At 43.0% G+C, this 21,018-nt stretch carries 22 protein-coding genes; 11 read left to right on the forward strand and 11 right to left on the reverse strand.

Annotated features, from left to right (window positions below; all coding sequences use genetic code 11):
• Nucleotides 1–79 precede the first annotated feature (79 nt).
• From mnmE to HQ43_RS08140, 9 genes are all read left to right on the forward strand, one after another.
• Complete coding sequence (gene mnmE, locus HQ43_RS08110; RefSeq protein WP_036792012.1) at nucleotides 80–1,486, forward strand: tRNA uridine-5-carboxymethylaminomethyl(34) synthesis GTPase MnmE; 1,407 nt, start codon at nucleotides 80–82, stop codon at nucleotides 1,484–1,486.
• 59 nt (nucleotides 1,487–1,545) lie between these two features.
• Nucleotides 1,546–2,565 carry an AAA family ATPase gene (locus HQ43_RS08115; protein WP_036792015.1) on the forward strand — a complete coding sequence of 340 codons (1,020 nt, stop codon included), beginning with the start codon at nucleotides 1,546–1,548 and terminating at the stop codon, nucleotides 2,563–2,565.
• A gap of 14 nt (nucleotides 2,566–2,579) precedes the next feature.
• Nucleotides 2,580–3,215, forward strand: a complete 636-nt coding sequence (locus HQ43_RS08120) for a DUF3226 domain-containing protein (protein ID WP_036792017.1) — start codon at nucleotides 2,580–2,582, stop codon at nucleotides 3,213–3,215.
• Between the two features lie 724 nt (nucleotides 3,216–3,939).
• A complete protein-coding gene (locus HQ43_RS08125; protein ID WP_036792020.1) occupies nucleotides 3,940–4,470 on the forward strand; it encodes a hypothetical protein in 531 nt (176 codons plus the stop codon).
• Between the two features lie 378 nt (nucleotides 4,471–4,848).
• The gene (locus HQ43_RS10050; protein WP_235305961.1) at nucleotides 4,849–5,448 is read left to right on the forward strand and encodes a DUF6371 domain-containing protein; all 600 of its coding nucleotides are present in this window, start codon (nucleotides 4,849–4,851) and stop codon (nucleotides 5,446–5,448) included.
• Nucleotides 5,448–5,699 carry a hypothetical protein gene (locus HQ43_RS10055; protein ID WP_235305962.1) on the forward strand — a complete coding sequence of 84 codons (252 nt, stop codon included), beginning with the start codon at nucleotides 5,448–5,450 and terminating at the stop codon, nucleotides 5,697–5,699. Before HQ43_RS10050 ends, HQ43_RS10055 begins: the two co-directional genes overlap by 1 nt.
• 108 nt (nucleotides 5,700–5,807) lie before the next feature.
• On the forward strand, nucleotides 5,808–5,957 hold the full coding sequence (gene mobC / locus HQ43_RS08135; RefSeq protein WP_394358428.1) for a plasmid mobilization relaxosome protein MobC: 150 nt from the start codon (nucleotides 5,808–5,810) through the stop codon (nucleotides 5,955–5,957).
• The gene (locus HQ43_RS09970; RefSeq protein ID WP_160217651.1) at nucleotides 5,954–6,118 is read left to right on the forward strand and encodes a hypothetical protein; all 165 of its coding nucleotides are present in this window, start codon (nucleotides 5,954–5,956) and stop codon (nucleotides 6,116–6,118) included. Before mobC ends, HQ43_RS09970 begins: the two co-directional genes overlap by 4 nt.
• 331 nt (nucleotides 6,119–6,449) lie before the next feature.
• Nucleotides 6,450–6,941: a hypothetical protein gene (locus tag HQ43_RS08140; protein ID WP_235305963.1), complete on the forward strand. Its 492-nt coding sequence runs from the start codon at nucleotides 6,450–6,452 to the stop codon at nucleotides 6,939–6,941.
• A 59-nt stretch (nucleotides 6,942–7,000) separates the two neighbouring features.
• Here the strand turns inward: HQ43_RS08140 and HQ43_RS08145 are convergent, their stop codons facing one another.
• Both HQ43_RS08145 and HQ43_RS08150 read right to left on the reverse strand, forming a co-directional pair.
• A complete protein-coding gene (locus HQ43_RS08145) occupies nucleotides 7,001–8,146 on the reverse strand; it encodes an ADP-ribosylglycohydrolase family protein (protein ID WP_036792028.1) in 1,146 nt (381 codons plus the stop codon).
• A gap of 78 nt (nucleotides 8,147–8,224) precedes the next feature.
• Nucleotides 8,225–9,157, reverse strand: a complete 933-nt coding sequence (locus HQ43_RS08150) for a site-specific integrase (protein ID WP_036792031.1) — start codon at nucleotides 9,155–9,157, stop codon at nucleotides 8,225–8,227.
• Between the two features lie 101 nt (nucleotides 9,158–9,258).
• Between HQ43_RS08150 and HQ43_RS09725 the strand changes: the two genes are divergently transcribed.
• Together HQ43_RS09725 and HQ43_RS10060 are read left to right on the forward strand one after the other, a co-directional pair.
• Nucleotides 9,259–10,383 carry a restriction endonuclease subunit S gene (locus HQ43_RS09725; RefSeq protein ID WP_081964575.1) on the forward strand — a complete coding sequence of 375 codons (1,125 nt, stop codon included), beginning with the start codon at nucleotides 9,259–9,261 and terminating at the stop codon, nucleotides 10,381–10,383.
• A 44-nt stretch (nucleotides 10,384–10,427) separates the two neighbouring features.
• Nucleotides 10,428–10,844 carry a DUF6078 family protein gene (locus HQ43_RS10060; RefSeq protein ID WP_235305970.1) on the forward strand — a complete coding sequence of 139 codons (417 nt, stop codon included), beginning with the start codon at nucleotides 10,428–10,430 and terminating at the stop codon, nucleotides 10,842–10,844.
• A 147-nt stretch (nucleotides 10,845–10,991) separates the two neighbouring features.
• Here HQ43_RS10060 and HQ43_RS08160 read toward each other — a convergent pair whose 3' ends face one another.
• From HQ43_RS08160 to HQ43_RS08200, 9 genes are all read right to left on the reverse strand, one after another.
• Entirely contained in the window at nucleotides 10,992–12,215 is a 1,224-nt protein-coding gene (locus tag HQ43_RS08160; RefSeq protein WP_036792034.1) for a restriction endonuclease subunit S, read from the reverse strand.
• A gap of 3 nt (nucleotides 12,216–12,218) precedes the next feature.
• Nucleotides 12,219–12,770 (reverse strand): protein adenylyltransferase Fic, encoded by a 552-nt coding sequence (fic, locus tag HQ43_RS08165; RefSeq protein ID WP_036792037.1) that lies wholly within the window; start codon nucleotides 12,768–12,770, stop codon nucleotides 12,219–12,221.
• Between the two features lie 5 nt (nucleotides 12,771–12,775).
• A complete protein-coding gene (locus HQ43_RS08170) occupies nucleotides 12,776–14,323 on the reverse strand; it encodes a type I restriction-modification system subunit M (protein ID WP_036792041.1) in 1,548 nt (515 codons plus the stop codon).
• 15 nt (nucleotides 14,324–14,338) lie between these two features.
• On the reverse strand, nucleotides 14,339–17,110 hold the full coding sequence (locus HQ43_RS08175; protein WP_036792043.1) for a type I restriction endonuclease subunit R: 2,772 nt from the start codon (nucleotides 17,108–17,110) through the stop codon (nucleotides 14,339–14,341).
• Nucleotides 17,111–17,189: 79 nt separating this feature from the next.
• Nucleotides 17,190–18,128 carry a HipA domain-containing protein gene (locus HQ43_RS08180; protein ID WP_036792046.1) on the reverse strand — a complete coding sequence of 313 codons (939 nt, stop codon included), beginning with the start codon at nucleotides 18,126–18,128 and terminating at the stop codon, nucleotides 17,190–17,192.
• Entirely contained in the window at nucleotides 18,118–18,453 is a 336-nt protein-coding gene (locus HQ43_RS08185; protein ID WP_036792052.1) for a HipA N-terminal domain-containing protein, read from the reverse strand. Before HQ43_RS08185 ends, HQ43_RS08180 begins: the two co-directional genes overlap by 11 nt.
• Entirely contained in the window at nucleotides 18,450–18,674 is a 225-nt protein-coding gene (locus tag HQ43_RS08190; protein WP_036792834.1) for a helix-turn-helix transcriptional regulator, read from the reverse strand. The genes HQ43_RS08185 and HQ43_RS08190 overlap by 4 nt, the downstream gene beginning before the upstream one ends.
• A 150-nt stretch (nucleotides 18,675–18,824) precedes the next feature.
• A complete protein-coding gene (locus HQ43_RS08195) occupies nucleotides 18,825–19,985 on the reverse strand; it encodes a Fic family protein (protein WP_081964576.1) in 1,161 nt (386 codons plus the stop codon).
• Nucleotides 19,986–20,433: 448 nt separating this feature from the next.
• Nucleotides 20,434–20,961 carry a hypothetical protein gene (locus tag HQ43_RS08200; protein ID WP_036792055.1) on the reverse strand — a complete coding sequence of 176 codons (528 nt, stop codon included), beginning with the start codon at nucleotides 20,959–20,961 and terminating at the stop codon, nucleotides 20,434–20,436.
• Nucleotides 20,962–21,018: the final 57 nt, after the last annotated feature.

The following is a 21,018-nucleotide window of genomic DNA, read 5'->3' on the forward strand; positions in this document are numbered from 1 at the left end:
GAAATAAAAGTCTCGGTAAGAGGATGTTTTCTGTCATCCCCTTGCCGAGATTTCTTTTTATACCGTTACGTTTATCCCTATGAATACGATTTGCGCACTTGCCACACCGATGGGCGTCTCCGCCATAGGCGTTGTCAAAATGTCGGGAACGGAGGCTTTGGAGATTGCAGACAGATGCTTCACTCCCGCCAAAGGTGTATCTAAGGTTGCCGAAGCAGAAGGATACAGACTGCTCTACGGCTGGTGGAAGCATCCGGGAACGGGCGAGACCATAGACGATGTGGTACTCTCCGTGTTTCGTGCGCCTCACTCTTACACAGGGGACGATGTAGTGGAGATAGCCTGTCACGGCTCTACATTCATATTGCAAGAGGTCATCCAATCGCTGCTCGTGGCGGGCTGTCGTATGGCAGCTCCAGGAGAGTTTACGCAGAGAGCTTTTGCGGCAGGGAAGATGGACTTGAGTCAGGCAGAAGCAGTGGCAGATCTCATCTCTTCACGTACACGCTCTTCCGCCCGTATGGCTCTGACGCAGATGAGGGGTGGATTTCGTAAGAAGATAGAGGCAACGAGGGAAACTCTTCTTCACTTCTGTGCTTTGATGGAGTTGGAGCTCGACTTCCCAGAAGAAGATGTGGAGTTTGCAGATAGATCCGAATTGATAGCTCTTTGTTCACAACAGCGTGCCGACCTTCAACGGCTTGCCGACAGCTTTTCTCGTGGAGCAGTGCTGAAGAGCGGTATCCCGGTAGCCATCGTAGGCTCTACAAATGCTGGAAAGTCTTCTCTTCTCAATCTGATTTTGGGCGAAGACAAAGCCATAGTTACCGATATTCACGGCACTACAAGAGATACCATAGAAGATACGGTAATACTGGACGGAAAAGAGTTTCGTCTGATAGATACTGCCGGTATAAGGGAAACAACAGATACGGTAGAGGAGATCGGCATCCAACGATCTTTTGCCGCAATGCAGCGGGCAGAGCTGATACTCTGGGTGATAGACGGCACTAAAGATGATAATGTAATAAAAGGGGAGTATGCCCAACTCTCCGAACATTGGCAGGATAAGCGTGTGATAGCTCTCCTAAACAAGTGCGATCTCTTCACGGAAGCCGAAGGAGACGCCAAACGCTCCTTGCTGAACACTCTTTCTAACGGTTCTTTCTCGGTTCTTACCATATCTGCACGCCATTTTACACATGCAGACGACATCACCTTTCTCCTTGTATCTTCTTATAATGAAATGTATGGTGAGGCAGAAAGTGAGGATCTCATCGTCTACAATGCCCGTCATTTCGAGGCTCTATCCAATGCCGTCTCTGCTCTGGATCGTGTCCTGCTCGGCTTGGAGTCCGGAATATCGGGCGAACTCGTCAGCATGGACCTCCGAGATGCTCTCCGACACTTGGCTGAAATTACCGGAGAAATCTCCTCTTCCGACATCCTCCATCATGTTTTTAAGAACTTTTGTATTGGCAAGTAAGATAACTTAAACTATCTTTGATTAGTAATTTTATAAACTACACGGTAATACGGACTTTTATGAACTACCCAATCAGCAGTATAGAAATAAATGGATTTAGAGGGGTTGAAAAATTCAAAATAGAGAAGTTCTCGAGAATCAATGTATTCCTCGGTAAAAACAATGTAGGAAAAACAAGTATTCTTGAAGCCATATTTCTTCTCACAGGAATGTCTAATCCGATACTGCCAAATTTAGTGAATGCCATTAGAGAGGGAGGGGTACCATCTATGGAAGATTTAGGTTGGCTATTTTACAACGGAAAAACAGACCGTCCAATATCTATCTTGGATGGAGTTTCTCGTGCTGTTCAAATTAACCCAATTTTAGGGCTTGAAAAAGGAGATGGCTCAACTCCAATATACTCTGTATCAGGACTAAAAATCAAAGGTTTAAAATTAAACTTTAGTTATAGAGGAATAGAATACGAAGAGAGCTTTTATACAGGAGAAGAAGAACTAACACATAAGAAGAGTAGTTATCAAGAAAAAATTCGCTCATGTTTTCTTCCTTCTAACAACATAAGAGCCAACCTATCTTCAAATATTGAAGAGATTATTCAAAAAAATAAGAAAAATCGGTTGGTTGATATAATCAAATCATTCAACGGAGAGGTCGTTAATATTGAATTTATAAATGACAGAGTTTTTGTGCAGTTATCAGACATAGATAAACTCATCCCAATATCTTTTATTGGAGATGGTCTTCAACATTTTATCGGAATTTGTGCTGCTGTAATTAACCCCGAAAATAAGGTTGTGCTGATTGATGAGATTGATAATGGACTACATTATACTGTTCTTAAACAGCTGTGGAAAAGCCTCATTGAACTTTCTATTGAAAATGATACCCAACTCTTTATTACTACCCATAATGAAGAAGTTTTGAGAACTCTTGCTATGGTATTGGAAGAAGACAATGATGCTATTGACTTAAGTGTTTTCAGTATCCAAATGACCGAGAGGGCAGGACTCAAAGCTTATAAGTATCCACCTCAAGCACTACGAGGTGCGATTGAAAAAGGAATCGAAATCAGATAACCATAAAAATAAGGATGAAGGATTTCAAGATATTTGTTGAGGGGATTGCTGACACAACTTTTATCAGACAGTATATTGCTTTTGTCAAGGGTGTAACTATCGGAGAAGTTTCTGAAAAGAATATCATACAATGTGGAGGAAAAACGAATCTTTGGTCAGCAGACGATGTTAAAAATAAACTTAATCAGGCTATTGATAACGGTGTTGAACCTCTCATAATTTTTGATGCAGATATTTCAGTTCAAAATACACGACAAGAAATTAATCAGGAATTAGCAAATATAGGGATTCAGTCGAACCAATATCATTTATTTCTTTTCCCGAACGATCAAGATGCTGGAGATTTAGAAGTTTTATTAGAGCGTATTATTCCCAAAGAGAATCAACCAATACTTGACTGTTGGAACGAGTACGAAGATAGGTTACGAACCTATGCTACACCATTAGTTCGTCCTTGCCCTTTATCTCCACTAACAACTCCGGCTCGTAAAACCAAAATTTACGGATATTTAGAGGTCCTATTAGGAGAGTCGAAATCCGAAAAGAAGAAAATAAAAGAAGCGAATAGAAATTACAATAATGAACAACACTGGGACTTGGGGTCTCCCTCTTTAGATTCTCTAGGGAGGTTTCTAAGTGCACATCTATAGTATTAGGGTCACATATCCCCCAAAAGAAGTAGCCCTTACTATTTCTGCAACTATAAAAAATCCTTAATTGTTGTTATCTCCAGAGGATTTAGGATTACTATCATTGGTTTTGGTTTTATTGACGCTCTTAAATTTAGTTTTACAGAAGATTTCTACCCAATGCTATTCTCATAGATGTAACAACAAAAACTTTGGTACGGGCTTAGCTCTCAATATATTCTCACAAATATTATTACCAATCCGGCAATATGGGGAGCTCTTTAACTTGGCTTATTTTGAAGTGGTAGCGGTATAATCGGAGCCCGGATTATACCGTTACTGCTTTATACTGAAACTTCTTCTTTTGCTCATTCTTGTATCTTATTTGTGCTGGACTCTGTTTGCCATCCCAACACCTGCCTAGATGTATGACAAGATATTGGACAAATAAAACACGGAACGATATTGATAGACAGGACAAAATAAAAGTACAGCGAAATGAAAGCAAGCAAAATTTTAATTATGAATTATTTTTTTAAGAAAAGAGATGGTTTAAGCTTTCTTTTGAGTATTTTTGCATAGAGGACTTGAATAAAGCATTTTATGTATTTTTCTGTAATGTATTTTTGTAATAACAGTCTCCATATTTTTATCAAACTTTCTATAGATACCCAAACATTTCTATTTTCAAATGTACATGTTTGGAATCTTAACAATCAAAATTAAATGATTAACTTATACTTCCATGAATAATTACATTAACTTAATTAAGTCGGCTATCAAAATTAACTACTTGTCTATAGTTGTGGCATTTTTATTGATTTTTCCTTTGTGTGGCTGCCATAAAAATCAGAAAGATGAGCTAGTTCCACAAGGTTATCGCTGTATTTTTGAGGTTTGGACAGACTGCCCGGCTGACATACATTTTTGGAATTGTAGCTGGCATGGAAATTTAATGCAAGATGGTAACTCAATTCCAAGCCATCCTTTAGTAACTCTTATGAGGGATATTGGAAGATTCTCTATAGAAAATAAATACTATAGAACTGAGTTTGTCACAACAAAGCAAGGATTACTTACTCTGAACTTCTGGATTCTTCGTACCGAAAAGTCGGGTAGAGAAACGTTCGGATTCAATTATAGAGCTCGTTATTTTCTGGGGGATAAACTCGTTAAGGATGACAAATGCTTTGACAATTATGTTACCCGATTGGGGCTGTCCCTCGGCTGTCAAGTGTACTCTCCTTATGATTTTTCGGGGAAACAAGACAAGTAAATTGAGAGTGGAAGGAAAGTCATTACACTTTATCAATATATTAAGAGATAAAACGTAGCATAGAATTCTTAAAATCAGATACCAATAATAAAGATGCGGCTACTATAGGGAATACCCCATAGTAGTCGCATTTGTTCATTGTAATAACTGAGTCTCTTTTTTCCAAGAACTTCTATCTCTGTATATCTACTTAGAGGACACTTGTAGAAGGATAAACTCTCAGCTTGGTTAGCTTTTCTCAAATGTCCTCGATGCTTCGCTCGCTATATTGACACAGAGGGTAAAATAGAGTTTCTTGATAATGTGGAGCGGTGCGACTATGAGTAGAGGTGTGGCTATCACTTCATACCCAAGGCTTATTTCGCAGAACACCCAACAATGAAGGAAGAGCTGCATTCAACCTCTGAGGTTATTCACAAACCTGTCGTTCCGGCTCCGTCCTCTTTTATTGATAGAGAAATGATGGAGAAGACCCTAAAGGGGTACGAACTCAATAATCTTTATCTCTTTTTCTGTGGACGTCTCGGAACGGAAAACGCATTACAACTTATGCGACATTACCATGTCGGCACTTCCGGGCATTGGGCAGGAGCAACGGTCTTTTGGCAAATAGACACCCAAGGACAAGTGAGAGCTGGTAAGATTATGCTTTACGATCCCGAAACAGGTAAGAGGATAAAGAAGCCGTTCAATCATATTACGTGGGTACATAGTCTGCTCAATCGCCCGAACTACAACCTGCGTCAATGTCTTTTCGGGGAGCATCTTTTGTCGCAAGAGACTCAAAAACCGGTGGCTTTGGTCGAGAGTGAGAAGACGGCTCTCATTGCCTCGCACTACCTACCCCAATATCTTTGGCCGGCTACCGGAGGAAAACATGGATATTTCAAAAGTAGCAGCCCACTCCTCTCTTGGGCAGGAACGTTATTCTTTTTCCAGATCTCGGTGCGACTGCATACCGGCAAGAAAAAATGTTGATGATGCAATCCATGGGAACAGAGGTTCAACTCTTCGATTATTTGGAGAGGCATGCTCCTTCCAAAGACCAACATGAAGGGTACGATATAGCCGATTATCTCCTTCAGATCAAAACCAAAGAATCGGTGCTGAGCGAGTTGATCCAGCACAATCCGGCACTTAAACTTTTGGTAGAGAAACTTGAACTTCGAGTGGTCAAAGAGACCATCTCAACCAAGCCTCTTCTCCGAAAGAGAGGACTTCGTAGATAATGGAAGCAAGTTTGTGTTTTGGGTTACCCCAAACCTCCCCAACGCCCACCTCTCAGGGCGAAACAATCCCGATGGTCTCATCAATAAAACAAAAGAACGGTACAGCAAATGAAGGAAATCCGCCTCCTCTCAGGCATGGCGAACAACATCAACCAGATTGCTCATCGCCTAAATACGTTCGGGGCATCCACTGTACCGACTGAACTAAGAATGTTGAAACTCTTGGTCGATGAACAACTCAAAAACTTGAAAAGATGATAGCCAAGATAATCAAAGGGACATCCTTCTCTGGAGTACTCGCTTATATCCTTGGTAAGCAAGAAGGTAAAGCCCGAATCCTTTATGCCGAGGGCGTGAGAGCTAATGCTCAATTTCTCTGCCTGCGCTACCAAAAGAGGATGGTTTTATCGAAGAATTGAGCGAAGCCATAGAAAAGCTTGGAGAGAACCTATTCGACAGCAATGCGCCTGCCGTAGATGTTGCCGAACTCGTATTCCAACGTAAACTCAGAAATCAAGCTAATAAGAAACTAAAACGTAGAAGATTATGAACGACCAAATCAATGTCCTCCTCGAAGTATTGGAGGAAATCAAGCAACAGAATCGAGAACTCAAAGCGAGCATCTTCAATTTACCACAACCAACAGAGTCACAAGGTGAAATCGAGAATAGGAAAAATCTCGCAGGAATCGCCAAGATTTTAGAGGAACAACTGGAGTTTCATCGTCAATTTAGAGAGGAACTTTGTCAAGTGATTGCTAAACTTGGAGAGCGCATCCACGAAATGAAGTCAGGCATTGCCGAGGTACGGATAAGTCAAGACGAAGCGACCGACAAACTCTTGACAGAACTTCAAACCAAACAAACCACACCTGAGATAAAGCTCTCCAAATACTACCTTTTCGATGTCAAACGCTGGGCAGAATGGCTCATATGGGGAGTGATGGTTGCTGTCCTTGCCTGCGTCATCGGTTGGGCAGCACATCTCTACGGTGTCAATCAAGCCCTTGATAGTCATGCTCTCCGTTATCGTATCCTACGAATGGAGCTCGGCTATACACAGCCAAACATCGCCAGCCTTGATAGCCTTTTCTCCTCCGAAGACTCAGACGACAGCATCCGCAAGCTCCGCTCTCGCGTCACGAACTACGAACTCGCCATCGAATGCCAAGCCGAGCTACACCTCCAGCAGCAACGTCTCACCCAAGAACAAGAAGCCCTTACTCAACAACTCCAGCAGTAATAAGAAGTCGCCTAACAGCATCTTAGAGAATGCTGTTAGGTGCAATCGTTTTTATAAAGCTAGTCTTTATACTGAGAATAAGCCGACATATTTAGACTGTCAAGAGATAGGGTCTCGATGAGAGCATGATAGGTCTTGTCCTCCTCATGCTGTGTGCAGTACTGTATTCGTGTGATGCGGTAAGTATGATCCTGCATCTCTTCTACTCTAAAGCGATTGAGTAGAAAGCCACTACGATAGACATAGTACCAACCATCGTCCCAATAAATGCCATAGCGAGCATCCCATCCAGTGTCGTGAGATAAGCGAATACGCTGATATTCCCTTTCACTTAGAGGTTTATGAGCTACGATATTAGGTAAATCAAACCATTGCCAAACTTCAATATTCGTTAAAGCTCTATTCTTGGGGACGAAAGTTCGGAGAAGCTCTTTGTTCGACTCTATTAGCCCAAGCTCCACTCTATATAGTCCACTAAGTTCTTTGGGAAGAGATAGCATAAACTGAGTATCACTGCCTTTGCCATACTTCTCCTTGATAAATCCATACTCACAACTATACATTGCCTCAGCGATAGCTCCTGTCAAAGCTCCCAGGAGATGCTTGTCTCCATACGAACATCGCATAGCATTATGAAGGGCAGAAGTAAAGTCCCAGCTTTGTAGGAAGCATTGCCATGCATGATGGGCATAACCCAGTAAACTTACTTTGCCCTGAGGTTTCCAGTTCTTGATATAATGAATATCCTCCATTGCTTCCTGCTTCGTTGCCCCCTGACGTAGTCGGTAGATGATCTCCGCAATCTGAGTGAGATAGTACTCTTCTTTGCCTCCGTGAAACCTTCTTGAGTAGGCTAAAGTTGTTTCTAGAGGAGCATCACACCAGCCTCCAACAATGGATACTGCAAGATGCATTACACTCTTCACCTCCTTAGGGATAACGGCTTGATGCCCTGCCTCCGTCCAGTCGTTGAAGTCTGGACTGATATCTGTAATGCGATCTCGCTGTATTATCTCACGGATGTGTAGATAAAGGCTCTCCCATTCAACCTCGGATGATCCACGAAGCATCGGTTCCGTTAGACCAAGCACTGCAAGTCCAACCTCCGAAATGTTAGCCTTAGGAGCGATAAGCCTTTGATAAAAAAGGCTCTGATCACGCTCCCAAGTCCATGCTGCTAAGTCCCCTATAATTGCCCCTAACATATTCTTAATGACATATCTTGGACAAAGATAAGTATACTCTCTCAGAGTACTTAAATACACTCATGAAGCTGATGATGCTTAGCCGAGGCTTTTGGTCATTTGGTCGATGACACGGCGCTTCTGGTCTAGGTTGGGGTGTACATATAGGTTGAGCGTTGTGCTGATATTGGCATGACCAAGCAAAGCACTCACCGTCTTGTAGTCGCAGCCGCTCTCTATACAGCGAGTGGCGAAGCTATGCCTTAGCCCGTGAAACTTGAGCTGTGGCATATCCAGCTCTTGCATTAAGGCTCTATAATACATTCTATAGGTGCGTGGCTCTGTGGGTTTGCCCTCGTTCGTTAGGACATAATAGTCGGTATTGACGATTTTGCTTAGGGGCTTAATGATGGCTTTGAGATCTCGGCTCAGAGGTATCTCGCGCATTGAGTTGCTTGTTTTTGGGGTACTCTCTACGATCTCGGTGTATCGTGTACCATCGGGGCGTAGCATATAGATACGCTGGAGCGAACGGCTTACTCGAATCACCCCTTCTATCAAATCAATATCCGACCATTTGAGGGCACAAATCTCCCCGATGCGCATTCCTGTGCTGAGACATATCAGAATGCCCAGATTACGAAAAGTAAAATGTTCACGCACATATTGCATAATCTTACGTTGATGTACACGAGGCAAGACTTCAATACGAGGAGCAATACACGCCGTAGGATATTTCAGTTCCATTTCTACATACTGCCAACCATAGTACTTGATGGCATGGCGGAGTATCATTTTGAGAAGGATAATCAAATCTTTCGTTGTCTTAAGGCTTAGTCCCTGTTGTAGCTTTTCTAAGATGAATCCCTGTATCTGCTCTTCTGTCACGGCTCGATGTTCACGAAACATGGGCAGTAGATGTTTCTCGATTTGCAATGCATAGATAGAGTATGTACCTCGCTTTACAAACTGTTCTTTATTCGCCAACCACTCACGAGCCACTTCGGCGAATGTGCTTGCTTTCTGATTCATAATGTCATTTTAAGGATTAATGAAACAAACAATGCCTCAAAATAACCCTTATATATCTAAATCCCTTAGGATTTAATGAATAACAAACAAATTGTCCCCCTTTGCGCTTCCCCGACTTCAACGACGACTGGACGCAGTGCTGTATTTCTGATTATGGAGATATAGTTACAGGCTCGACTCCTTCAACATCAGACCCTGAGAATTATCAAGAGAATGGATTCCTTTGGGCTTCTCCAGCCGATATAAATGAATCCAAGTTCATCGAAGCAACTAAGACAACACTATCGTTAAAGGGATTCAATTCTACGAGAAAGCTTCCGCCCTACACAGTCTTAGTAGTTTGTATAGGATCGACAATTGGTAAAATGGCTATGTCTAAAACGGTAATGGCTACAAATCAACAAATAAACTCAATTGTCGTGTGTGAGAAGTATTCTCCTGAGTTTGTTTATTATGCGATTGATAGCAGATTCCCTCAATATCTCACATCTGTCGCAGTCCAAGCAGTCCCCATTATATCAAAATCCACTTTTGGAGCATTAGAAAGTTGTGCTCCCTCCCTCACCGAGCAAAAGAAGATAGCGGACTTTCTGAGCTTGATTGACGAGCGGATTCAGTCGTGTAGCGAAACAATTAAGGAGCTAAAGACTCAGAAAGCTGGTCTACTCAATCAGCTATTCAGCCAAAAGCTCCGATTTCCCGACTTCACAGACGAATGGACGCAGACAACACTCGGCGAGATACTTGACTATGAACAACCAACGTTCTATATAGTCAATAATACAGACTACTCAAATGATAGCAGTCTTATTCCCGTCTTAACAGCTAACAAGTCTTTTGTGCTTGGTTATGTAAACGAAGAAAATATATATGATAAAGGAGAATGTATTATCCTCGATGATTTTACTTTAGATATAAAGTTCGTTGATTTCCCATTTAAGATAAAATCATCAGCAATTAAGATATTAACGGCAAAGAAAGGTGTTAATATCAAGATTATATATAACTATCTGTTATTTATGAATCTTAGAGGACAGGAGAAGGATCATAAGCGACATTATATCTCAGAGGTTCAGCCATTATCTATTTCTCTACCCACTCTAGAGGAGCAGAAGAAGATAGCGGACTTTCTGAGTTTGATTGACGAGCGAATAGAGGTAGAAGAGCAACTACTTAAGAAGTACGAAGAGCAAAAGAAGTATTTGCTCCGACAAATGTTCGTCTAGTCAAACACTTAAACACCATGGTTATAGATTTTCGCCCCGAACTAATGCGCAGAAGCGTTTCTTATTGTCTTCGTAGTGATTGCCCAATCGCATCGACTTGCCTCCGTTATCTAGCTTATGCGCACTCTGAGCCTTTTCAGACACACAGCTTTGTAGACCCTCGCACACAGCCCACCGAACAAGGTTGCGCCCAGTATGTAAGCAATGAGATACAGCGTATGGCACGAGGGTTCAAACGTGCCATGGGCTTCGTACAACATCGAAGTATTGCGCATTTTCGGGCTAGGATTTGTTACGAACTAGGTTGTGGTCGTAGTCATTTCTATCGCTATGCTTCGGGCGAATATCTACTAACGAAAGAGCAACAAGAGCAGGTTATCGAGGTATTTACAGAGTTTGAAGTAACTCCAAGGGAAGGTGTTTTTGATTCTTATGAAGAGTCTTACAAAGTTTCTTATTAGAGGTTTCTTTCTATATATCCTTATAATCTTTCCGTCCCATCAGCGTGGGACTGTATTCTCATCGTTGTGGGATTGTATTCCCATCATTATGGGAACGCAGTCCCACAACGATGGGATTATTGTTTATTAAGGTATTTGGTTAGGGAACTAGACGAACATCTTACGAAGTAGATACTTCTTTTGCTCTTCATACTTCTTAAGTAGTTGCTCTTCTACCTCTATCCGCTCGTCAATCAAACTCAGAAAGTCCGCAATCTTCTTTTGCTCGGCAAGGGAGGGATATTGATTACGCATTCTTTCAAACTCTCTTTTACTTAAAATAGGAACAACTTGTGTAGCTGACAGCCTACTATAGGCTAAAGATTTATTCAAAATCGCATAGTATACATATTCTGAATTTACTTTAGATTGATTTGGTATAATTGCATTGATTTGTTGATTAGTAGACATTTCTGTGACAGCAACACCAACTTTCCCTATGATACCGATACATGAAACTAGGACGCTACCTAAAGGTAAACTGCGTGTTAAAGAAAAGCCTTTCGAGGAAAGCATCGTCTTCGTTTTTCTTATGTATTTAGTTTGTCCCAAGTCCGAGGGAGATGCCCATAAATAATCAGAGGCATCATAATTGCAACTATCTGAAGTAGGTGGTGTAGATCCTGTAACAACTTGCCCAAAGTCTGATACAAAACATTGCGTCCATTCGTCGTTGAAGTCGGGAAATCGGAGCTTTTGGCTGAATAGCTGATTCAGTAGACCCGCTTTCTGAGTCTTAAGCTCCTTAATTGTTTCGCTAAGGTTGGCTATGTGTTCGTCAATCAAGCGAAAAAAACACACAATCTTAGATTGCTCTTTGAGTGTAGGATGTGCTACACTTAGATTGCCGATTATATCTGAACTTAAATTTTGTTGTTTAGTGCCTTGTGCATACTTAAGCCCAATGTAATTCCCAAACCTCTGATACCATGAATATAGATATTCATTCATTACTCCTACCTTAGGAATAAATGCCATGCAAGCTTGGCTGATTGTTCCTGATGTTCCTATTATCGCACAATTACCTCTAACACCGCTAGCCTCTAGCCCATATATAGCGATTACAAGTGTATTAGGAGGTAAAATCTTTAATCCAACACTTTCAACTGCTTGTTGAGAGATTTTTTCATTACTCATATGGAGATACCTATCTTTTAATTCTCCACTAGAGAACCAGTTTATATCTCCATTAAAATAGGCTTCATTCGTGCGATCTGGGGTGTTCCCAGAATATAATTCACACATTCCTTTCAAAGGAACGATTTGCCAATCGTCACTAAACTGGGGGAAGCGCAAAGGGGGACACTTGGGGATTTTATTAATCGTTGCCATAGTCTACTGTCTTTTATAGCCCTCGTAATAGTAGGACTGCTCAATACCTTTGAATATCATCTCTCTATCGTCTACCTTATCAGTGAGTGCTGGCTGTAGGAGTACTCTCAGCTCTAAGTCATTGATTGGGCTACGCTCCATAGCTTGTAGGTAGAGATCCTTATCTACCTGAGACCAATCAACTACTCGTCCAAGTCTATGCTTGAGGATCATATCCAGCCAAATGCGTGTAGCTCGCCCATTCGCCTCCATAAAGGGATGTGCGATATTCATCTCGACATATTTGGCAATAATCTGCTCAAATGTTTGCTCGGGCATCTGCTCGATAACTGGCAGAATAGCCTCGAGGTACATACAATTAGCAAATCGAAAACCTCCTTTGGCGATATTGAGTGTACGCAGTTTGCCTGCGAAGTCGTATAGCCCAGCGAATAGAGCGTGGTGTATCTGAGAAAGTCCCCGAAAGGTACCGACCTCGATTCGCTCGATTGCTCCCGAACGGAATAGTTCAAAGGCTCGCTCAAGGCTCAGGGCATCTATTTGGTTCGTCGTCATAGTCTTTACTGGATTAGTCCGAGTTCGCGCAGATATACATTGATTTGGCTATCGAGCTCTGCACGGCGAGCCTCTAAGGTCTTAATCTCGGACATGACGGCTTGTATGTCAATCTCTTCTTCTTCCTCAAAAGTATCAACATAGCGAGGTATATTGAGGTTGTAGTCATTTGCACGGATTTCGTCCAAGGTTACAGCATGGCTATAACGCTCTATTTCAGTTCGGGTGCGGTAGGTTTCAACTATTTTGGCGATGTGTTCGGGAGCAAGTTTGTTCTGTGCCTTGACCTTGTCAAACTCTCGGCTTGCATCAATGAATAAAATAGCATCGTTCTCCTGACGACACTTGCGCATGACAAGAATGCAAGTCGGGATACCTGTTCCGTAGAAAAGGTTTGCAGGTAAGCCAATGACAGCATCAATCCAGTTTCGTGTCTCGATGAGATACTTACGAATAACGCCCTCGGCAGCACCACGGAATAGCACGCCGTGCGGAGCTACGCACGCCATAGTACCTCCATCATTGAGGTGATGGAGCATGTGTAGAATGAAGGCATAATCAGCCTTGGACGATGGTGCAAGTTTGCCAGCCTTATTAAATCGCTCGTCCTTGAGAAACAAGCTATCAGCCGACCACTTAGCCGAAAAAGGAGGATTCGCTACGATGGCATCGAACTGCTCCTCTCCAAAAAGGTCGTCCTCTAGCGTATCGCCCTGCATAATCGAGAAGCGATTAAAACGAACATTATGCAGGAGCATATTCATTCGGGCGAGGTTGTAGGTCTTGGGGTTCTTCTCTTGCCCATAGATACGCACATCACCGATACCAGCGAGCTTGGCTACCTGTAGGAGTAGTGAGCCAGAACCACAAGTAGGGTCGTAAACATGCTTGAGGTGTGGGCTATGTACAGTTACTATTTGCGCCAAGATATTCGACACCTCTTGGGGCGTGTAGAATTCGCCTGCTTTCTTCCCTGCTCCTGCGGCAAACTCGCCAATCATATACTCGTAGGCATCGCCGAGGACATCAATCTCTGCGTCCTCGATGCGGAAATCAATATCTCGAAGAGCAAGGAGAAGCTTAGAGATAAGTCTATTCTTCTCGTCTACGGTCTTTCCGAGGTTCTGCGAGGTTAGGTCTACATCATCGAAGAGATTCTGAAAGTCATCTTTGCTCTCCGCACCTAGTGTAGAGTCTTCAATATGGTCGAACGCACGGCCTAAGTCCTCAATGATAAATTCGCCCCGACCAGCTCGCTCGGCAATAGAGGAGAATAGGAATTGAGGCTCTATGAAGTAGCCAATCTGGGTAATAGCTTCTTCTTTCAATCCAGCCTTTAGATCCTCTTGGTTCGAGTTCCAAGCCTCGGCAAAAGTGATATTATCTTCTGATAGTTCGCCAGCCAAAAAGAGTTCGATACGCTCAGAGAGATATTTGTAGAAGATAAGCCCTAGAGAGTAATTCATAAACTGGGCAGCATCCATACTGCCTCTCATATCATTTGCCATTGCCCAGAGCTGAGCCTTGAGTATGCGCTTCTGTTCTTCGCTCATTGTCTTATATCGGTGTTACTTTAGGTTGAATAGGGAGATAATATCTTTTAGGCGTGAGAGAATCCTATTCTTCTTCTCCCTACGCTCCATAAATCTTACTTTTAGCTCTGCAACAGCTTGAGTAATCAACTCGTCTTGCAGTATGTCTAGATAATCATACTTCTCTATAAAAGTATCGAGTAGCTCACTACTAACAGACTCCTCCTCAGCTAAGCTATGCACAGCCTCTGTACGCTTGCGCAGAAAAAACGCATCTAAGTCCTCTCCTATCTGCGAGGGGTCGAAGTCATCAGAGGAGTCGATAGTGGAAGCAATAAACTCGTCTATAAGCTCTCGCTTGGGGCGTAGTACAGGGTCTTGCTCTACAACCTCCAAGATGGCACGACGCTTCTCTGGGTAACTGTCCTCCTGTGGTCTTAGCGTCCTCAAGAGCTCGATGATGTAATGGACATTGATCAGGTCTCGGCGTAGGAGCTCCAGCTCAAAGTCTACATCGCCAAGGACACTCGTCGGGGTATCAGTAGGCGTGTGCGGCACTATCGAATTGGCTAAATCGAGATAAACGCTCTTGCAGTCTGCTACTCGTTGAGGGCTGAGCGGAAGCTCTTCCTCCTGATGCTCATTGTAAGCCTGCATCTGAGTAAGCAAGCGGAGCAAACGGCGAAACATCATGACAAAAAGATGCTTCTCCTCTTCGTCTCGGAAGTCGCTTATAGAGCGAATATGCCCAAATCTATCGGTAAAAGCCTTAGCCTGCTCCTCAAACTCCTCTAGCAAGACCGTGTAAGGCTTCATCTTGACATACTCCAGGGCATTCTCATCGCTATACATCAGGATAGCTTCGTCGACTTCTTCCGCCAAATTGCGGAAGCAAACGATTTTGCCGAACTTCTTCTTCTCATTCAGTATTCGATTGGTACGAGAGAAGGCTTGGATTAGACCATGATACTTGAGGTTCTTATCAACATAGAGAGTGTTGAGAGTCTTGGCATCAAAGCCCGTGAGGAACATATCAGACACGATAAGTAGATCAATCTGCCGAGAGCGCACTCGCTCGGCTACATCGTCGTAGTATTCGGCAAAGGTATCGATAGCGAAGTTCGTCCCAAACATTCCGTTATAGTCCTGCATGATATGCTCCAGCTTGTCGCGCGTGGTCTCACTATCCGCAAAACCTTTATCCTGCCCAGTGTACTCGTCCTCTGTGTCGGGATTGGCAACATAGGTGAAGATGGTCGCAATCTTGAGCTTCGTCCCGAGTCGCTTGAAGGTGTCATAATACTTCAATAGTAGGGGAATGCCTCCTGTGGCAAGCATTGCGTTGAAGTCCTTGCCATAGGTGCTAGTATTGTAATTGTCTATGATGAACTGTGCATTCTTTTCTACTCTGGCATCAGACTCCAAAAGCTCACGAGTGTCTATGCGCCTTATCTCTGAGCCGTCCTCAGTCTTGCGCGTCCAAGAGCCATAATACTCCACCAAGAAGCCGAGTACATTCTCGTCTGCAATAGCATCTTTAATCATGTAGGTATGCAGACGCTTGCCGAAGATATCCGCCGTAGTGCGCTTGTCATTGGCATTCTGAGAGAAAATAGGTGTGCCCGTGAATCCGAAGTAACGCACACGAGAGAAAAAGCCCGTAATGTTGCGGTGCATGTCGCCAAACTGTGAGCGATGGCATTCGTCGAAGATGAGAATGATATTCTTGTCCTTGACACTCTCCAGCTCCTTGCGGTGCCTATCTGTACAGACTGCTTTGTTGAGCTTCTGAATGGTAGTAATGATGCGCTTATTAGTAGAGGTTGTCAGCTCTTTGACCAGCGTGCGCGTATCCTCTATATCCTTAACGCAGTCTGGACTAAAGGCATTGTACTCTTTCTTGGTCTGTGCATCCAGGTCGTGGCGGTCTACTACGAAGAGTACCTTATCTACCTCGGCAAGCTCTGCGATAAGCTCTGCCGCCTTAAATGAAGTCAGAGTCTTGCCCGAACCAGTCGTGTGCCAGATATATCCATTGTGGTTGGTATTCTCTACTTGCGAGAGAATCTCCTCTACGGCATAATATTGATAGGGGCGAAGCACCATAAGCACCTCATCACTCTGATGTAGGACTATGTATTTGGCGAGAATCTTACCTAGTACACATCGCTCTAGAAAGTGATGTGCAAAGTGATCTAATCGGTCGGTATGCACATTAGCCCTGTCCGACCATTGAAAAGTAAACTTGAAGCCCTTATTCGGATTATTCGCAAAATAGCGCGTATGCACGCCATTGCTAATAACAAAAATCTGAATGTAAGAGAAAAGCCCCGTAAAAGCAGATTTGTGATAGCGTTGAACCTGATTATAAGCCTCTTTGAGCTCTACACCTCGTCGCTTGAGCTCTATCTGTACGAGGGGCAAGCCATTGACCAAAATCGTCACATCATAGCGGCTGTGTGTCTTGCCGAGGTCGGTGATTTGGTTCGCTACTTGGAACTCATTCTTACACCAATCTCGCTTATTCAGAAATTCAATATACTTGATCGTGCCGTCCTCTCTCAGAAGCTCGTACTTGTCGCGTAGCTTCTTGGCTTTCTCAAATGTACTGCCACCCTCTAGATGGATCATGATGCGATTAAACTCTGCATCGGAGAGCTCTACATTGTTGTGCCTGGAGAGTTGCTCACGAAAATTTGTGTGCAACGCCTCTAAATCAGGAATAACTACTCTCTGATAGTTCATCTTCTCTAGGGTCTCTAAGAGCCCCTTCTCTAATGCAGTTTCGGACTGTACGAGGTTAGCCATATGTTTAAGCTTAGTAATAGGAGTTTAAATACGCACTAAGTTACTCTCATGTGCAAAAGTAATGCGATTGGGGATAATCTTAAATTTGAGTGAGCTTGAGATGAATAAGCTCGATGTATTGCCTCTGCATATCCTCAGGGAGGAAGCTCTGGCGGATGCAGGCTTTCCATTCGGGGAGGATACGTTGGAAGCGAGCGAAAATATTGTCACACACTTTATCATCCAGTCCAGAGGCTGTCATCGCTTCGAGGAAGTGTTGGCGAGTGAGTTTGCGCTTTTTGCCACAGAGGGTCAGTGCCAATTCTTCTGTATCCTCAGGAATAACAAGTGCCGTAGACAGCAGGTCATAGGCTGGAGTTAGTTGATATTCGTTCCCCTCTGGAGCATAGAGCGAGTAATTCTTGAGGTGCATATCGGCATTACCTATCAGCCACGAAAAGAGTACCCGCTCCCAGTACTTGACAAGATCAAGTTTCGGCACAGAGCTATACTTGGAGATCAGCTTGGCTATCTGCTCGTGTGAGCCTTTGTATTTATACTCCGTTAAACGCTCTGACAACTGACACATATCTTCCATTGGGAGCTTTTCCCCTTGCCCTGTTCGGTCTATGCGACGAGTGATGTAGCATAGTTCGCCATCGCTGAATCGCATCAGTCCATGAGGAACTGTCTCTATCTTGGCAATCTCAGCAAGGTGCATCGATACATCCTCCAGCTCGGGGAGATGCGGATAATGCTCTGTTTGAGGTTTAAGAATAAATCGCCCCCATAAGCCCACAATGGTAAATCGCTTGGGGAAATGGCTCATCTGATCAAAATCAAGAGATAGCTTGGGTTGTACTCCTGTAATTGTGGTTTGTGAACGAACAACCTCGTCTGCCAATGCTCGTACCTCACTACTTGTATAAGGCAATATCGGCGCTTGGTTTGTCCCAAACAATTTACGACAACACTTTGCATGGTAATCCACCTCTCCATCAACCAAAGGTTCGTAGCAGTATAGGCATTTATTCTTCATCTTCAGCCGTATTTAGAGGTTCAACACTTACCGCCCCAATGCAGTCTCGGCAACAAGCCAGCAGTAAAGCCATTCGATCTCTTGCTTCTATTTTCCAATTCTTTTGGGCTATGTCTAAAAGCCATCCCTCTGGGATAAGTCCGTCAAAGAATGGATGAAGAGGATTACTTTGGAAAGGCTCTTCTCGCAAAGGCATTGTTAGGCTTATGCCTTGAGCTTCGGGCATAGTCAGATAGTCCTTGTCGTAAGCAAAGGAATAGCCCTCATCACTTTCTGTGAGAATCCCAGCCTTAAATGTCTTCCAGTAAACAATAGCCTGTTTCATACTTCATCTCCTTCTCGTTTTATCGGCACGGGGCCACACTCTGAGCCGAAGAGTTCGAATACTTTGTTGACTTTATCAAGGCGAAGTGTGGTCTTGCCTTGCTCCAGTTCACGAATGAAACGTAGTCCTACTCCTGCTTTCTCTGATAAGTCTACCTGCGTCAGTTTATATTTCTTGCGCATCTCTTTCACGTACTGCGCTATGATTGTCCTCGCTTGCATCATTTATATCAATTACTTGAAGTCCCATACTCTGAATATGTACCCAAAATGCCGTTTTCGGGTACACGTCCCAAGGATATGTACCCATTTTGCCTCTTTGGGGTACATATTTCGAAAATGTGTACCCGAAAAAGGCTTTTCAGGTACACATCATAAAGGTGATTGATTATCTGTCACCGATTCTATCGTTTCATCTTGTCGTGGTAATGCAGAACCCTGATTAAGAAACAAGTCCATAAGAGCATGATTAATGTAATAATTTTCTCTTCCAATCTTTACAACAATTAAAACTCTCTCTTCGACCATCATATTCAAATACTTAGTAGCCGTTTTACGCTGAACCATCAAGTCCCTCTGCATAAACTCGATTTTAGTATAAGGATGATAAAATAGATTGTTGAGCAACTCGTGTTTATAGTTCTTGCCAAATAGTGGACGCAGAATCTGCTTATACTCCTGCATTAGTTTAGAGATACCTTGCACCAATCGAATGGTGTCGCGAGCCGTTTGTTCGACTCCTTTAAGAATGAAAAGGATCCATTCTTCCCACTCCAACGAGTTATCTTCGCCCTTATCCCTAATAGCTTGAATCAAGGAGTAATACTGCGATTTATTTTGAGTAATATACCTGCTCAGGTAGAGAATTGGCAAGTCAAGCAAGTCATTTATCACCAAATAGAGCACGTTGATAATACGCCCCGTTCGTCCATTACCATCATAGAAGGGGTGTATACTCTCAAACTGATGATGTATAATCGCCATCTTGATTAGAGGATCGACTTCGCACATCTCAGGATTATTGATAAAAGCCTCAAGGTTTGCCATATACCTCTCTATATCATCTATATTTTGAGGTGGAGTGTAAACGGTTTCTCCCTGACTATTCTTTAGCATTGTCCCTGCTTGTGAACGAAAACCTGCTCTATTTCCCTCAAGGTGCATTTGAATATCCTTTATTCTGCTGTTGGTTAATAGAGCATCTTTTCTAACCAATTCAAATCCTCGCTGTAAAGCTTCTCGATACCTAAGGACCTCTTTGGTAGCCGCTGTTATAAGTTGCTTCTCTATATTTATCTCAGCTTTGTAGAGATCATCTTGCGTTGTGACGATATTCTCTATTTCGGAACTATCCTTTGCCTCTTGAAGGGTCAAGGTGCTAATCAGTATCGCTTCGTTAGGAATTGTTGCTGCTATCCCCTTTAATTCCGCCAAAGCTCGATTGGCCTTGTTCACCTGTCGTAATATCTCTTTGCTCTCTACATCAAAGGTGAGAGGCAATGTAGGTATGTTATAGCTTTTGCCCATATTCATTTACTTACTTGTGATTTGGCATTCGAATTCTTCTGAAAAAGTATTATATACCTTATCAGTGGCAAATATATGGAATATAAATCTATTATGCCCCTTTTCGGGGATATTATTTCAGAGAAATGAGGAATTATATCCAATGGGGAGGATTATAATATTTTCCCTGCATCATTTTGCTTTGATATGCTCCAAAATAGGTACTTTTGCAGTGAGCAAGCGTGCTGAGCACAAATGGGAGGTGTTGTAATCTATTGATTTACAGAACACAAAACCCAAAAGGAGATTGAAAGACAGAGAACTAAGCTATGCGGTACAAGTATGTAAACCCTTATAAAACAGTGAGATAAAACTGTTTTTCCATTTATTTTAGGGGGCTTTGTACCGATTAAATGGCTAATCGCCTAAGTGATAGAAAGGTAATGATGCTGCATCGGCAAGTAACGTTTTTGAGTTACCACAGAGGGAAAGTTCGTGGAAGATATTTTCCTACATCAATGGAGCATCCGGCGTAGAATCCAAATCTTGTGTATGTTGCATACAGGTTTAGGTGCTTGAGGTCTATGATCATCATCGCTCCGAAGTCGAATCCTCTCTTTCTCTCGGAAAGATCAGTGCCATATTTTCGGAATGAGGCGTAGCCGATTAGTGGAGCAATTCGGAATCTGTCGTGTATAGGGATCTGATAACCGGCGTGAAGAAGTGTACCTTTAGTCTTGATCTTTTCTCCTAAGCGAGTGGAGTGTTGCTCTCTGGGCAGCCCGATCATGTAGCTGATGAAGCCTCCACAAAGATTGATGTTTAGAGCGATACCGAGATTAGGTGCCATCTCTTTTTGCATTTTCAGTGTGCCAAAGCCGATGCCGATGAAAGATTCGTGATACACGTCTTCAAAGTTGAAGAATGGGCTTGTCTGCGCCTTTAGTCGGCACGATATAGAGAGGAGGATGAGAGGGAGTATGAGTATGAGCTTCGCTTTCATTGTTGTGAAGAGTTGTGAGATCTTGCTGTGAGTTCCAAGATACGAATTTTATTGACC

Origin of the sequence: Porphyromonas canoris, assembly GCF_000769115.1 — a bacterium.
Lineage (GTDB): Bacteria > Bacteroidota > Bacteroidia > Bacteroidales > Porphyromonadaceae > Porphyromonas_A > Porphyromonas_A canoris.

Excerpts from the sequence above, each read along its gene's own strand:
- HQ43_RS08195 (WP_081964576.1), bottom strand. The coding sequence starts at position 19,985 with ATGAATATGGGCAAAAGCTATAACATACCTACATTGCCTCTCACCTTT.
- HQ43_RS08180 (WP_036792046.1), bottom strand. The coding sequence starts at position 18,128 with ATGAAGAATAAATGCCTATACTGCTACGAACCTTTGGTTGATGGAGAG.
- HQ43_RS08160 (WP_036792034.1), bottom strand. The coding sequence starts at position 12,215 with ATGGCAACGATTAATAAAATCCCCAAGTGTCCCCCTTTGCGCTTCCCC.
- fic (WP_036792037.1), bottom strand. The coding sequence starts at position 12,770 with ATGACGACGAACCAAATAGATGCCCTGAGCCTTGAGCGAGCCTTTGAA.
- HQ43_RS08145 (WP_036792028.1), bottom strand. The coding sequence starts at position 8,146 with ATGTTAGGGGCAATTATAGGGGACTTAGCAGCATGGACTTGGGAGCGT.
- HQ43_RS08120 (WP_036792017.1), top strand. The coding sequence starts at position 2,580 with ATGAAGGATTTCAAGATATTTGTTGAGGGGATTGCTGACACAACTTTT.
- mobC (WP_394358428.1), top strand. The coding sequence starts at position 5,808 with ATGAAGGAAATCCGCCTCCTCTCAGGCATGGCGAACAACATCAACCAG.
- HQ43_RS08185 (WP_036792052.1), bottom strand. The coding sequence starts at position 18,453 with ATGAAACAGGCTATTGTTTACTGGAAGACATTTAAGGCTGGGATTCTC.
- HQ43_RS08150 (WP_036792031.1), bottom strand. The coding sequence starts at position 9,157 with ATGAATCAGAAAGCAAGCACATTCGCCGAAGTGGCTCGTGAGTGGTTG.
- HQ43_RS08125 (WP_036792020.1), top strand. The coding sequence starts at position 3,940 with ATGAATAATTACATTAACTTAATTAAGTCGGCTATCAAAATTAACTAC.
- HQ43_RS10055 (WP_235305962.1), top strand. The coding sequence starts at position 5,448 with ATGATGCAATCCATGGGAACAGAGGTTCAACTCTTCGATTATTTGGAG.
- HQ43_RS08170 (WP_036792041.1), bottom strand. The coding sequence starts at position 14,323 with ATGAGCGAAGAACAGAAGCGCATACTCAAGGCTCAGCTCTGGGCAATG.
- HQ43_RS08175 (WP_036792043.1), bottom strand. The coding sequence starts at position 17,110 with ATGGCTAACCTCGTACAGTCCGAAACTGCATTAGAGAAGGGGCTCTTA.
- HQ43_RS08115 (WP_036792015.1), top strand. The coding sequence starts at position 1,546 with ATGAACTACCCAATCAGCAGTATAGAAATAAATGGATTTAGAGGGGTT.
- mnmE (WP_036792012.1), top strand. The coding sequence starts at position 80 with ATGAATACGATTTGCGCACTTGCCACACCGATGGGCGTCTCCGCCATA.
- HQ43_RS10050 (WP_235305961.1), top strand. The coding sequence starts at position 4,849 with ATGAAGGAAGAGCTGCATTCAACCTCTGAGGTTATTCACAAACCTGTC.
- HQ43_RS08190 (WP_036792834.1), bottom strand. The coding sequence starts at position 18,674 with ATGCAAGCGAGGACAATCATAGCGCAGTACGTGAAAGAGATGCGCAAG.
- HQ43_RS09970 (WP_160217651.1), top strand. The coding sequence starts at position 5,954 with ATGATAGCCAAGATAATCAAAGGGACATCCTTCTCTGGAGTACTCGCT.
- HQ43_RS10060 (WP_235305970.1), top strand. The coding sequence starts at position 10,428 with ATGCGCAGAAGCGTTTCTTATTGTCTTCGTAGTGATTGCCCAATCGCA.
- HQ43_RS08200 (WP_036792055.1), bottom strand. The coding sequence starts at position 20,961 with ATGAAAGCGAAGCTCATACTCATACTCCCTCTCATCCTCCTCTCTATA.